This is a genomic window from Tistlia sp. (genome assembly GCF_040905785.1).
Classification (GTDB): Bacteria; Pseudomonadota; Alphaproteobacteria; order Kiloniellales; family DSM-21159; genus Tistlia.
The window spans coordinates 51,464-64,599 of sequence record NZ_JBBDQW010000069.1 but is presented as its reverse complement, the minus strand read 5'-3'; the positions used below and the strand labels follow the sequence as shown (position 1 = coordinate 64,599).

At 70.8% G+C, this 13,136-nt stretch carries 11 protein-coding genes; 4 read left to right on the top strand and 7 right to left on the bottom strand.

Features of this window, described 5'->3' with window-relative positions; all coding sequences use genetic code 11:
* Window positions 1-43 precede the first annotated feature (43 nt).
* The 5 genes from WD341_RS15750 to WD341_RS15730 are packed head-to-tail and all read right to left on the bottom strand — an operon-like array spanning window position 44 to window position 5,573.
* Complete coding sequence (locus WD341_RS15750; RefSeq protein ID WP_368426430.1) at window positions 44-886, bottom strand: protein-glutamate O-methyltransferase CheR; 843 nt, start codon at window positions 884-886, stop codon at window positions 44-46.
* A complete protein-coding gene (locus WD341_RS15745; RefSeq protein ID WP_368426429.1) occupies window positions 883-1,983 on the bottom strand; it encodes a chemotaxis response regulator protein-glutamate methylesterase in 1,101 nt (366 codons plus the stop codon). The genes WD341_RS15750 and WD341_RS15745 overlap by 4 nt, the downstream gene beginning before the upstream one ends.
* Before the next feature lie 14 nt (window positions 1,984-1,997).
* Entirely contained in the window at window positions 1,998-2,363 is a 366-nt protein-coding gene (locus WD341_RS15740; protein ID WP_368426428.1) for a response regulator, read from the bottom strand.
* Window positions 2,364-2,394: 31 nt separating this feature from the next.
* The gene (locus WD341_RS15735; protein WP_368426427.1) at window positions 2,395-2,877 is read right to left on the bottom strand and encodes a chemotaxis protein CheW; all 483 of its coding nucleotides are present in this window, start codon (window positions 2,875-2,877) and stop codon (window positions 2,395-2,397) included.
* On the bottom strand, window positions 2,874-5,573 hold the full coding sequence (locus tag WD341_RS15730) for a chemotaxis protein CheW (protein WP_368426426.1): 2,700 nt from the start codon (window positions 5,571-5,573) through the stop codon (window positions 2,874-2,876). Before WD341_RS15730 ends, WD341_RS15735 begins: the two co-directional genes overlap by 4 nt.
* A gap of 235 nt (window positions 5,574-5,808) precedes the next feature.
* Between WD341_RS15730 and WD341_RS15725 the strand changes: the two genes are divergently transcribed.
* Both WD341_RS15725 and WD341_RS15720 read left to right on the top strand, forming a co-directional pair.
* Window positions 5,809-7,545, top strand: coding sequence for an ABC transporter permease (locus WD341_RS15725; RefSeq protein ID WP_368426425.1), 1,737 nt, complete (start codon window positions 5,809-5,811; stop codon window positions 7,543-7,545).
* A gap of 95 nt (window positions 7,546-7,640) precedes the next feature.
* The gene (locus tag WD341_RS15720) at window positions 7,641-8,954 is read left to right on the top strand and encodes an NAD(P)/FAD-dependent oxidoreductase (RefSeq protein WP_368426424.1); all 1,314 of its coding nucleotides are present in this window, start codon (window positions 7,641-7,643) and stop codon (window positions 8,952-8,954) included.
* A 78-nt stretch (window positions 8,955-9,032) separates the two neighbouring features.
* Here the strand turns inward: WD341_RS15720 and WD341_RS15715 are convergent, their stop codons facing one another.
* Entirely contained in the window at window positions 9,033-10,064 is a 1,032-nt protein-coding gene (locus WD341_RS15715) for a Fe(3+) ABC transporter substrate-binding protein (RefSeq protein ID WP_368426423.1), read from the bottom strand.
* 191 nt (window positions 10,065-10,255) lie between these two features.
* Window positions 10,256-10,897: a histidine phosphotransferase family protein gene (locus WD341_RS15710; protein WP_368426422.1), complete on the bottom strand. Its 642-nt coding sequence runs from the start codon at window positions 10,895-10,897 to the stop codon at window positions 10,256-10,258.
* Between the two features lie 134 nt (window positions 10,898-11,031).
* On the opposite strand from WD341_RS15710, the gene WD341_RS15705 reads away from it, so the two are divergent.
* Window positions 11,032-11,244, top strand: coding sequence for a DUF3553 domain-containing protein (locus tag WD341_RS15705; protein ID WP_368426421.1), 213 nt, complete (start codon window positions 11,032-11,034; stop codon window positions 11,242-11,244).
* A 53-nt stretch (window positions 11,245-11,297) separates the two neighbouring features.
* The gene (locus WD341_RS15700) at window positions 11,298-13,067 is read left to right on the top strand and encodes an NADH-ubiquinone oxidoreductase-F iron-sulfur binding region domain-containing protein (protein ID WP_368426420.1); all 1,770 of its coding nucleotides are present in this window, start codon (window positions 11,298-11,300) and stop codon (window positions 13,065-13,067) included.
* The last annotated feature ends 69 nt before the right edge of the window (window positions 13,068-13,136 follow it).

The window sequence follows — 13,136 nt, the reverse complement described above, 5'->3', positions numbered from 1 at the left end:
TCATCGGAGCCGCCCCTTTCGCGTCGCCAGTGGCGCCTCGCCGTCAGGCGGTCGCCGCCATGCGCGGCTGCGCCGGCTGCGTCAGGCCGTAGATGCCGCGCTCGCCCTGGAAGACCTGAAACTTGTCGGTGATGCCGAGCACCGTCTCGGCGCCGCCCAGGTAGAGGAAGCCGTCGGGCGCCAGCTGCTTGGCGACCCGCTCGAGCACCTTCGCCTTGGTCGGCTGGTCGAAGTAGATCAGCACGTTGCGCAGGAAGACGACGTCGAACTGGCCGAGCGGCGCCGGATCCTCGAGCAGGTTGAAGGTGCGGAAGGTGACCATCCGCTTGATCTCGGGCGAGATGCGCCAGCGGTCGCCTTCCTGAGCGAAATGCTTGACCAGCAGCTGCACCGGCAGGCCGCGCTGCACCTCGAACTGCGAGTAGAGGCCTTCCTTGGCCTTGTCGAGGATCTCGGTCGAAAGGTCGGTCGCGACCATCTCGATCCGCCAGCCCGCCAGCTTGGCCTCGAATTCCTTGAGGATCATCGAGAGCGAATAGGGCTCCTGGCCCGAGGAGCAGGCCGCCGACCAGATGCGAAAGCTGCGCCGGGTCGCGCGCTTCTCCAGCAGGTGGGGCAGCACCAGGCGCCGGAACTGCTCGAAAGGCTTGGTGTCCCGGAAGAAGAAGGATTCGTTGGTCGTCATGGCCTCGACGACGTCGCGCGTCAGCGTCTGGTCGCCGCGCAGCCGCAGGCCCTGGAACAGGTCGGTCAGACCGTTGAAGCCGTGCTTGCGGGCCACCGGGTTGAGGCGGCTCTCGAGCAGGTAGGCCTTGTCGGGACCGATCGTCAGGCCCGAGCGCTGCTTGAGCAGCTGGGCGACGTAGTCGAAGTCCTGGGGAGTCATGCCGCCGACCTCGCAAGCAACGGTTTCAGATGATCGGCGATCCGATCGAGAGGCAGCACGGCATGGCAGAGGCCGTTCGTGGCGACGGCGCCGGGCATGCCCCAGACCACCGAGCTCGCTTCGTCCTGGGCGATCACGCCGCCGCCGGCGGCGACGACCTCCTGGCAGCCCTTGAGGCCGTCGGCGCCCATGCCCGTCAGGATCACGGTCAGCAGGCGGGCGCCGTAGACCGCCGCCAGGCTGCGCAGCATCGGGTCGGCCGAGGGACGGCAGAAGTTCTCCGGCGGGCCCTGGTCGATGCGCAGACGCGCGCCGCCAGCCACCGGCTCGACCCGCATGTGCCGGTCGCCCGGCGCCACGTAGACCGTGCCGGCCACGGCGACCTCGCCGTCGACCGCCTCGCGCGCCGGCCGTCCCGAGACGCGCGCGATGTGCTCGGCCAGCAGCGCGGTGAAGGTCGCCGGCATGTGCTGGGTGATGAAGATCGGCATGGGCAGCGGGCCCTTGAGCTCGCCCAGGACCTTGAGCAGCGCCTGGGGGCCGCCGGTCGAGCTGCCGATCGCCAGCGCGCGCGGGCCGATCGCCGGTGCCCGGCGCAGGACGATCTGGCGCGGCGCCGGGACCGCCCGGGGAGCCGAGGGGCCGATGGGCTTCGGCACGCCCAGGCGGCGGCGCGCGGCGGCGCCCAGCACCTTGACCTTCTCGGTCAGCTCGCGCTTGAAGGCCTCGGCCGAGTTCAGCGCGCTGCCGCTGGTCGGCTTGGTGACGTAGTCGGCCGCCCCGGCGCGCAGCGCGCGCAGGCTGATGTCGGCGTTCTTGTGGGTCAGGGTCGAGGCCATGACGACCTGCACGCCGGGGCGCGCCTCGAGCAGCTTGGGCAGCGCGGTCAGACCGTCCATGACCGGCATCTCGATATCGAGCACGACGACCTCGACATCGCTGCGCCCGATCGAGGAGACGGCCATCTGGCCGTTGGCGACCGAGGCGACCACGGAGATTTCCGGATCCTCCTCGAGCGCCCTGGTCAGCAGGCCCCGGATCACCGCCGAATCATCGACGACCATGACGCGGTAGGCGCTGTCCTTCTTTCCGCTCATGGTGTTCTGCGTTCCTAAAGGAGGCCGATCTGCGCCAGCTTCGATTCCAGAATCTCGCTGTCGAAGGGCTTCATGATGTACTCGTCCGCGCCGGCGCCGATCGCTTCCTGGATATGCGCCATGTCGTTCTCCGTGGTGCAGAACACGATCTTCGGCGCGGCGCCGTTGGGCCAGCCGCGCAGCTCGCGCAGGAACTCGATGCCGGACTTCACGGGCATGTTCCAGTCGAGCAGGACGGCGTCGGGCATCTGGCTTCGGCAGGCGGCAAGGGCGATCTCGCCGTTCTCGGCCTCGGCCGTCTCGAAGTTCAGGCCCTCGAGAATGCGGCGCGCCACCATCCGCACGACCTTCGAATCGTCCACGATCAAGAATCGCTTCATTTTTCCAACCTTTTGTGCCGCCGCCACCGGCTCAGGCAGCCTTCAGCCCGCCGTAGTCGAGCAACCTGTTGACGTCGAGCACGACCAGAAGCTCGCCCTCGAGCCGGTAGATGCCCTCCGAGTACTCACGCAGCCGCGGGTCGAGGGTCGGCGGGTTGCGCTCCCAGGAGCCGTTGGTCAGCGGCAGCACCTCGCCGACGCTGTCGACCATCAGGCTGTAAAGCTCGCCGTCGTTCTCGACGACGATCGACATCGGCGTCTGCTCGCTGGCGCGCGGCGGCAGGCCGAGGCGCAGCCGCACGTCGATCGCGGTGACGATGCGCCCGCGCAGGTTCAGCGAGCCGGCGATCTCCGGCGGCGCCAGGGGAATGCGCGTGGTCTTGCAGTGGTTGAGGATGTCCTGGACCTGCAGGACATGGATGCCGAACATCTGCTTGGCGATCCGGAACGTCACGTACTCGGCACCGTCCTCGTGCGCGTGGTCCGTGGTGGAATGGCTGCGATCCTGGCTCATGCGGCACCTCGAACGTCCGAAAGGGTGTCATGGAGGGAGGTCAGCAGGGCGTTGCGGTCGAACTTCGCGACGTAGTCGGTGAAGCCGGCCTCGCGCCCGCGGGCCATGTGGGCTGGCGTGGAGTGGCTGGTCAGGGCGACCAGGGGCACCCCCGCCCAGCGGTTGTCGCGCAGCTGCCGGGCCAACTCGAAGCCGTCCATGCCCGGCATCTCGATGTCCGAGACGATCGCGTCGAACTCCTCGCCGGCCTCGCAGAGCGACAGGGCCTCGACGCCGGCGCCGACGGTCGTGACCTCGTACCCTGCGGCCTGCAGCAGGGGCGCCATCAGGTTGCGGAAGAAGGGGCTGTCGTCGACCAGCAGGATGCGCTTGCCGTTGCCGTCGCCCATCCGCTCACCCTCGGCACCGAACCAGTCGCTGTAGGCCCGGGTCAGGAAGTGGCCCGTGTCGACGATGTCGGTGGCCTTGCCGGCGATCACGGCGGAGCCGATGAAGCCGGTACGCTCGGCGGTGAGCTCGATCTTCAGGCGGTCCTGGACGATGTCGACGATCTCGTCGACGGCGAGACCGACATGGCGGTCGCGGTCGGCGAAGACCAGCACCGGCTGGCGTCCCTCGGCGGCCAGCTTGCGGCCCTCCTCCATCGAGACCAGCGGCATCAGCTGGCCACGGTACTGGACCACCTGCTGGCCGTTGGAGTTCTCGACCGTCGCTAGGTCGATCTCCTCGAGACGCGCGACCAGCGCCAGCGGCACCGCCTTGGGCGCCGTGTCCCCGGAGCGGAAGACCAGCAGCGAGACCTGCTCGGTGTCCTTGCGGCGCGCGCCCTTGGCGACCTGGCGGTCGTCGGTCACGGTGATCTCTCCGGTCGCCGCGGCGATGCCGTTGGGATCGAGGATCATCACGACCGAGCCGTCGCCGAGGATCGTGTTGCCGCTGAACAGGGCGATGTCTCGCAGGATCGGTGCCACCGGCTTGACCACGATCTCCTCGGTGTCGAAGACGCGGTCGACGATGATGCCGAAGTTGTAGGTGCCGACCTGGGCGACGACGATGAAGCCGTCGCGCCGATCGCCGGCGGCCGCCTCGACGCCAGTGTCCAGGGCCAGCAGCTCGCGCAGATTGACGAGCGGCAGCAGGCGGTTGCGCAGGCGCAGCACCGGCGTGTCCTTGATCCGCTCGATGCGGTGCTCGGACTTGGAGGAGGCGCGCACCAGCTCGATGACCGAGAGCTGCGGGATGGCGAAGCGCTCGCCCGCACACTCGACGATCAGCGCCGAGACGATCGCCAGGGTCAGCGGAATCTTGATGGTGAACTTGCTGCCGCGCGTGGCGATCGACTTCAGCTCGATGGTCCCGCCGATGCGCTCGATGTTGGTGCGCACGACGTCCATGCCGACGCCGCGTCCCGAGACCGACGTCACCTTCTCGGCGGTCGAGAAGCCGGCCTTGAAGATGAACTGCATGATCTGCTGGTCGCTGAGGCTGGCCAGCTCGAGCTCGTTCGTGACGCCGTTGGCCAGGGCCTTGGCCTTGATCTTGTCGAGGGCGAGGCCGCGGCCGTCGTCGGCGATCTCGATGATGATGTGGCCGCCCTCGTGGTAGGCATTGAGGGTGATCGTGCCGACGTCGGGCTTGCCGGAGCGGCGGCGCTCCATCGGATCCTCGAGACCGTGGTCGGCCGAGTTGCGGACCATGTGGGTCAGCGGATCCTTGATCAGCTCCAGGACCTGGCGGTCTAGCTCGGTGTCGGCGCCCTTCATCACCAGCTCGACCTTCTTGCCGAGCTCCAGCGACAGGTCGCGGACGATGCGCGGCAGCTTCGCCCAGGCGTTGCCGATCGGCTGCATGCGCGTCTTCATGACGCCCTCCTGCAGCTCCGAGACGACGTGGTTGAGGCGCTGCAGAGGCGCCGCGAAGTCGGTCTCCTTCTGCTGGCGCAGGATCTGCAGCAGCTGGTTGCGGGTCAGCACCAGCTCCGAGACCGTAGTCATCAGGTTCTCGAGCAGCTCGACGTTGACGCGGATCGACTGGTTGGCGACGGCCGACTCCTTGGCCTGCTCCGGCGCCTGCTCGGCGACCGCCTGCTCGACGGCGGCGAGCTTCGCCGGCTCGGGAGCCGGTGCGGCCTCGGGCTCGGGCTCGGACTTGGGCTCGGGCTCGGGCTCGGCCACGGCCAGCGGCACGACGGTCTCGTCCTCGAGCGGCGCGTCCAGGGCCTCCTCGGCAGACGCCCCGGCCGGCTCGTCGAACTCGGCGACCAGCGCCTCGGCAGCGGCGGCGGCGTCAGCGGCCGTCTGGGCCGGCGCGCCGGTCTCGGCCATCTCGCAGATCGCGTTGAGCCGGTCGATCAGCTCCGAATCTTCCCCCTCGGGCTCGGCCTCGGTCGCCTCCAGGACGTTCAGGATCTCGCGGATCCGATCGATGCAGTCGAGCACCGTGGTGACCATCCCGGGGGTGACCACCAACTCGCCGTCACGCACCCGCCCGAGTACGTTTTCGCCGGCGTGGGCGACCGACTCGAGCCGGGGCAGTCCGAGGAATCCGCAGGTACCCTTGATCGTGTGGACCAGGCGGAAGATGTTCGAGAGGATCTCCGGGTCGTTCGGATTCTGCTCCAGGTTGACCAGCTCGACGTCGAGCAGGCCCAGGCCCTCGTTGGTCTCGGTCAGAAATTCGCTGAGCAGCTCATCCATCGCGTCATCCTCGCAAACGGGCCGGGCAGGTCGCTCAGAGCGGGCGACCGGGCAGAACGCCCAGACCATGGCCAAAAGAAATTAATGGCGGGTTACTTGCGAAGGGCTCGCAAGTCTGCGGAAGCGGCCGTCGCCGACCGTTCCAGGTCCGCCGGCACGGGCGAGCTTGCGAACGCTTCGCACTCTCGTCATGCTGCTCCAGCCCCTCCGCCTCGCAACAGGTCTCAGCACCGTTATGGCCGACCACGCCCCCAGCGCCATGCTCAACGCGCCGCCCTACGACCCGCATCCGGGGACGTCGGCCGCGGGCGAAGAGCGCCTCCACGGCGGCCGCGGCGGCCCGGTCGCCTGGCTCGTCCTGGCGCTGGCCCTGCCCTTCGTGCTGCCGGCCGCGGTCGTCGTCGGCCACCTCTTCGTGCCGCCCAGCCCGCTCTGGGACCACCTGATCGAGACCGTGCTGTGGGACTACCTGGCCAACACCGCAATACTCGCCCTGCTGGTCGGCCTCGGCGTCCTGGCGATCGGCACCGGCACCGCCTGGCTGGTGACGCTCTGCCGCTTTCCCGGCCGCGGCCTCTTCGAGTGGACCCTGGTACTGCCGCTGGCGGTGCCGGCCTACGTCATGGCCTATGCCTATACCGGCTTCCTGAACTTTTCCGGACCGGTGCAGACGACGCTGCGCCAGCTCTTCGGCTGGGGGCCGCGCGACTACTGGTTCCCGGAGATCCACTCGGTGTGGGGTGCCGCGGCGATGCTGGCCCTGGTGCTCTACCCCTACGTCTACCTGCTGGCGCGCACCGCCTTCCTGAAGCAGTCGGTCTGCGCGCTGGAGGTCAGCCGCACGCTCGGCTGCAGCGCCTGGGCGAGCTTCTGGCGCGTCGCCCTGCCGATGGCGCGCCCGGCCCTGGTCGGCGGCACGACCCTGGCGCTGATGGAGACCCTGGCCGATTTCGGCACGGTCCAGTACTTCGGCGTCAAGACCTTCACGACCGGCATCTACCGGGCCTGGTTCTCCTTCGGCGACCGGATCGCCTCGGCGCAGCTCGCGACCGCCCTGCTCGGCTTCGTCGCGCTGCTGCTGATCCTGGAGCGGCTGAGCCGCGGCGAGCGGCGCTTCCACGACACCTCGAGCCGCTACCGCCAGCTGCCTGCCTACCGCCTCGGCGGCTGGCGCGGCGCCGGGGCCTTCCTGGCCTGCCTGCTGCCGCTGCTGCTCGGCTTCCTGCTGCCGACGGCCATCCTGCTGAAGATGGCGATCGAGGCCGGCGACCAGACCTTCGGCAGCCACTACTTCGAGCTGGTCGCCAACTCGGTCACGCTGGCCGGCCTCGCCGCGGTCCTGGCAGTCCTGGTGGCGGTTGCGCTGGGCTACGGCAGCCGCCTGCGGCCCGGCCTGGCGACGCGCCTGGCGAGCCGCATCGCCGGCCTCGGCTATGCCGTGCCGGGCACGGTGATCGCGGTCGGCGTGCTGCTGCCCTTCACCTGGTTCGACCGCAGCCTCGACGCCTGGGCGCGCGAGACGCTCGGGGTCTCGACCGGCCTGGTCCTGACCGGCGGCGTCCTGGCCCTGGTCTTCGCCTACCTCGTGCGCTTCCTGGCGGTGGCGCTCAACAACGTCGAGGCCGGCCTCAGCAAGATCCGCCCCTCGATGGACGACGCGGCGCGCAGCCTGGGCCGGGGCCCGCTCGGCACGCTGCGCGAGGTCCATGCGCCGCTGCTGCTCGGCAGCCTGCTGACCGCGGCGCTGACGGTCTTCGTCGACGTCATGAAGGAGCTGCCGGCGACCCTGCTGATGCGGCCCTTCAACTTCGACACCCTGGCGGTCCAGGCCAACAACTACGCCAGCGACGAGCGCCTGAGCCAGGCGGCGACGCCCTCTCTGACGATCGTCGCGGTCGGCCTGCTGCCGGTGATCCTGCTGTCCCGGGCGATCGCCCGCTCGCGCCCGGGCCACGCCACGCGGCCCGACTGACGCCGAACCCCTCGGCTTCCGAGACGTTGCCCCCGAAGACGACGCCCGCCGGAGCGGGCGCGGCGCCGAGGCATGGGCAAGGGGAGCAGTCAGTCATGGAGCAAGCGGCCGCAGGCCAGGCGCGCGCGCCGCGCATCGTCATTCTCGGCGCCGGCTTCGGCGGCCTCGCCGCGGCCCAGGAGCTCGGCGGAGCGCCGGCGCAGGTCACCGTCGTCGACCGGCGCAACCATCATCTCTTCATCCCGCTGCTCTACCAGGTCGCGACGGGGGCCCTGTCGCCCGCCGAGATCGCCGAGCCGATCCGGCACCTGCTGCGCCGGCACCGGAACGTCGAGGTGGTCCTGGGCGATGTGGCCGGCATCGACACCGCGGCCCGCAAGGTCCGGCTGGAGGACGGCGGCGAGCTGCCCTACGACCGACTGGTCGTGGCGACCGGCTCCCGCTCCAGCTGGTTCGGCCATCCCGAGTGGCGCGAGCACGCGCCGGCACTGCGCTCGCTCGAGGACGCGCGCCGCATCCGCAGCCGCCTGCTGCTGGCCTTCGAGCAGGCCGAGCGGGAGCGGGACGCCGAGGAGCGGCGGCGACTGCTGACATTCGTCGTGGTCGGCGGCGGCGCGACCGGCGTCGAGCTGGCCGGCGCCGTGATCGAGCTGGCGCGCCGGGCCCTGAAGCGGGAGTTCCGCCACATCGACCCGGCCGCCGCCCGCGTCTTCCTGCTCGAGGCCGGCGATCGCCTGCTGCCGTCGATGCCGCGGGAGCTCTCCGACTACGCGCGCCGGGCCCTCGAGCGGCTCGGCGTCGAGGTCAGGCTGAAGGCCGCCGTCGAGTCGGTCGACGCGGCGGGCGTGACCGTCGCCGGCGAGCGCCAGCCGGCCGCTTGCGTCCTGTGGGGCGCCGGGGTCGCCGCCTCGCCCGCGGCCGAGTGGCTCGGCGTCGAGGCAGCCAAGGGCGGCAAGGTCGAGGTCGAGGAGAGCCTCGCCGTGCCCGGCCTCCAGGACGTCTTCGTGATCGGCGACGCGGCTGCCTGCCCGGGGCCCGACGGCACGCCCCTGCCCGGCCTCGCCCAGGTCGCCAAGCAGCAGGGCCGTCACCTCGGACGGGAGCTCCGCCACCATCTGCCCGACGGGCTGCCGCCGGCACCCTTCCGCTTCCGCAACCGCGGCGACATGGCGACCATCGGCCGCCACGCCGCGGTCGCCGACTTCGACGGCAGGACCCTGCGCGGCCGGCCGGCCTGGCTGCTCTGGGGCCTGGTCCACGTCTACCTGCTCGTCGGCTTCCAGAACCGCCTGCTGGTGACGCTGCGCTGGCTCGCGGCCTGGGCGACAAACCGCTTCGGCGCGCGCCTGATCACGCTGGAGGAAGCGCCCGGCGACAGGTCGGACGCCGGCCGCGCCGAGCAGGCGTAGCGGATGGAAAAAAGGCCCCGCCGTTGCCGGCGGGGCCGAAGTCTGCTTCTCGGAAAGGGAGTACCGATACGACCGCGACTACTTCCAGCCCGCGCGGTCGTACAACATCTGAGCGAGGGGCTGGTTCTCGCCGTACACCGAGACGTTGACCGGGTCGATCTTCGGATCGCCCAAGGCCTCCAACTCGGGATTCTCGAGCACGCCGGCGACCACCGGATACTCGTTGTTGCCGTTGGCGAAGTAACCCTGCGCCTCGTCGCTGGCGAGGTACTCCAGGAACTTGATCGCCGCTTCCTTGTGCGGGGCATGAGCCGTGACGCCGGCGCCGGAGACGTTGGCGTGGGCGCCGCGCCCGTCCTGGTTCGGCCAGATCAGCTCTACCTTCTCGGCGACCTCGCGGTCGGCGGCCTCGTCCGACTTCACCAGGCGCACGTAGTAGTAGGTGTTGGCGACGGCGACGCCGCACTCGCCGGAGGCCACGGCCTTGATCTGGTCGGTGTCGCCGCCCTGCGGGTCACGCGCGAAGTTGGCGACCACTCGCTCGGCCCACTTCAGGGCCTCCTCCTCGCCGTGATGCTCGATCAGCGAGGCCATCAGCGAGAGGTTGTAGATGTTCGAGGAGGAGCGGATGCAGACCAGTCCCTTGTACTTCGGATCGGCGAGGTCCTCGTAGGTCTGCGGCGGATCGGACACCAGCTCGGGGTTGACGAAGATCACCCGGGCGCGCGTCGAGAAGCCGAACCACTTGTTCTCCGGATGCTGCAGGCTCTCGGGAATGCGCTCGTCGAGCGCCGCCGATTCGATCGACTGGAAGGCGCCGGCCTCCTCGGCGCGCCAGAGCCGCCCGGCGTCGACGGTGATCAGGATGTCGGCCGGGCTGTTGGCGCCCTCCGACCTCAGGCGCTCGATCAGCGCGTCGTCCTTGCCCTCGATGCGGTTGATCTTGATCCCGGTCCGCTCCGTGAAGCCGCTGTAGAGCGCTTCGTCGGTCTGGTAGTGCCGCGCCGAGTAGATGTTCAGCACGTCGTCCTGGGCGAGCGCCGTCCCGGCCGGCGCTGCGAGCAAGGCCGCGACGGCGGCGGCAAGGCATGGTCCATAAAGGCGTGTCACGGAAGTCTCCTCCTTCGTGGTTCGGCCGGCACGCGAGGTCGCCCCCCGGGACATCGCGCTCCGTATCGCCGCCCTTCCCCAAGGGCCGTTTCTAGAGCAGACCCGTGATACTGATAATCATTCTCATAGGTCAAGCGCTTTCCGTCCCGGCGGCGGCCGGCGGGAGCCGCCGAGGCGTGATGGCCGGCCGATCAGCCGGGCAGGATCGCGCTCAGCAGGAAGCGGTCCGCGGCCTCCGGCTCGCCGGTCAGGGTCCCGCCCAGGCGGGCGGCGACGCGTGCGGCATAGAAGGCCTGCACGCTGCGCGGCGTCAGCGCCTCGACCGCGGCCGCGGGGGCGAGGCCCTCGCTTGACTCGGCGCGCAGGCCGGCGTCGGCGCCGACCGCAAGGCAGCTCAGCCGACCGCCGTGGGACAGCGCCGCCATCGCGACCTCGACCCGGCCACCGAGCGGCAGGGCCTCGACGGCCAGCGCCGCCATGTTGAGCAGCAGCTTGCCCCAGCCCGCCGGCAGCAGGCCCTCGGGCACGGGCCCCGGCCAGTCCAACGTCGCCTTTCGGTGGGCCAGGAAAGGCTCGAGCAGGCCGCGCAGCTGGACCGGGTCGTCGTTGGGACCGGCGCCGAAGCCGAAGGCGACGCGGAAGAACTGCAGCGCCTGGGCGGCTTGCCCCGCGCTGTCGGCGACCAGGCGGCGCGCCTCCTCGTCGAGCTCGCCGATGCCCTCCTCGAGCAGCTCCATACCGTTGCTGATCGCGCTGATCGGCCCGACCAGGTCGTGGCAGAGCCGCGAGGCGAGCAGCTCGGCGAGGTGAAGATCGAGATCGGACTGGGTCATGGCATACTGCCGTTCCTGGCCGCTATGTCGTTGTGTCGCGGCAAACCGTCGTTCCGCGATCCTTGCGGCCAAGCATGGCCTCTATAGACTGGCCACGCAAACCAACTGGGCCAGCAGGCAGGCTCGCGGACACGATGACGGACGGCGGTGAAGCGAGGCACGGCGGCAACGGCGGGACCAGCGACTGGGCCCCGGGCATGCTGGTGCGACATCCCGAGCGGCCGGACTGGGGCCTGGGCCAGGTGCAGTCCGCCATCGGCACTCGCGTCACCGTCAACTTCGAGCACGCCGGCAAGCTGCTGATCGACGTCGCCCACGTCGACCTGGAGCCGGCCCAGCCGGAATGACCGGGCCCGGATCCGGTCCCGGCGCGCCACACGCCCGACCCGCGAGGAACGAGATGCCTGGAGGAGCCGGCCGCGCGCCGGAAGACGACAAGGGTCAGCGCAAGATCCACCCCGGCAGCGGGCGCCGCAAGGCGCTGCTCGCGCCCAAGGGCCGGGGCGTCGAGCCGGCGGCCCTGGACGAGGTGCGCGCCCTGCTCGGCGAGGCACCGCGCCGCCGCGACCTGCTGATCGAGCACCTGCACCGGATCCAGGACCGTTTCGGCCACCTCGCGGCGCGCCATCTGGCGGCGCTGGCGGACGAGATGAACCTGCCGATGGCGGCGGTCTACGAGACCGCCTCCTTCTACGCCCACTTCGACATCGTCGAGGACGGCGAGACGCCGCCGCCGCCCCTGACCGTGCGGGTCTGCGACTCCCTGACCTGCGAGATGCTCGGCGCCGGCGAGCTGCTGGCGCGGCTGCCGGAGGCGCTGGGCCCCGAGGTTCGGGTCGTGCGCGCGCCCTGCATGGGCCGCTGCGACGTCGGCCCGACCTGCGAGGTCGGCCATGCGCACCTCGACCGGGCGACGCCCGAGGCGGTCTCGGCCGCGGTCGCCGCCGGCCGCACCCACCCCGAGGTGCCCGACTACAAGGACTTTGCCGCCTACCGCGCCGAGGGCGGCTATGCCCTGCTCGAGGCCTGCCTGGCGGGCCGGCACACGCCCGAGGGGCTGATCGCCCTGCTCTCCGACTCCGGCCTGCGCGGCCTCGGCGGCGCCGGCTTCCCGGCCGGGCGCAAGTGGGGCATCGTGCGCGAGCAGCCGGCACCGCGCTACCTCACGGTCAACGCCGACGAGGGCGAGCCGGGCACCTTCAAGGACCGCTACTACCTGGAGCGCGACCCGCATCGCTTCCTGGAGGGGCTGCTGGTCGCCGCCTGGGCGGTCGGCTGCACCCGGGGCTGGATCTACCTGCGCGACGAATACCCCGCGATCCGCGAGCTGCTGACCCGGGAGCTGGCCCTGGTCGCCGAGGCGGGCCTCGCCAGCCACTGCCCGCTGGAGCTGCGCCGCGGCGCCGGCGCCTACATCTGCGGCGAGGAGTCGGCGATGCTGGAGTCGCTGGAGGGCAAGCGCGGCTACCCGCGCCACCGGCCGCCCTACATCGCCTCGCTCGGGCTGTTCGGCCGGCCGACGCTGAACCACAACGTCGAGACGCTGTTCTGGGTGCGCGACATCGTCGAGCGCGGCCCCCAGTGGTTCGCCGGCGAGGGCCGCCACGGCTCGAAGGGGCTGCGCTCCTTCTCGGTCTCCGGGCGGGTCCGCGAGCCGGGGGTCAAGCTGGCGCCGGCCGGCATCACCCTGGCCGAGCTGGTCGAGGAGTACTGCGGCGGCATGGCCGAGGGCCACACCCTCAAGGGCTACCTGCCGGGCGGCGCCTCGGGCGGCATCCTGCCGGCCTCGATGGCCGACCTGCCGCTCGACTTCGGAACCCTGGAGAAGCACGGCTGCCTGATCGGCTCGGCCGCCGTCGTCGTGCTCTCGCAGGCCGACGACATCCGCGCGGTCACGCTCAACCTGATGCGCTTCTTCGAGGACGAGTCCTGCGGCCAGTGCACGCCCTGCCGCAACGGCACCGAGAAGGCGGTCAAGCTGCTCTCGTCGCAGCACTGGGACCGGCCGCTGCTCGAGGAGCTCAGCCGGGTCATGATGGACGCCTCGATCTGCGGACTCGGGCAGGCCGCCCCCAACCCGGTCCTGACCGCGATCCGCTATTTCTCGGACGAGGTCGGGGGCGAGGGCGCCGAGGCCGGCGCGGTCGCGAGCGGCGCCGCCGAGTACTGAGAAGTCCCTGATCCGCACGGGCGTGAAGCCCGGCGGCTTCAGGCGTTAGAATGAGCGATGCCGCGGCAG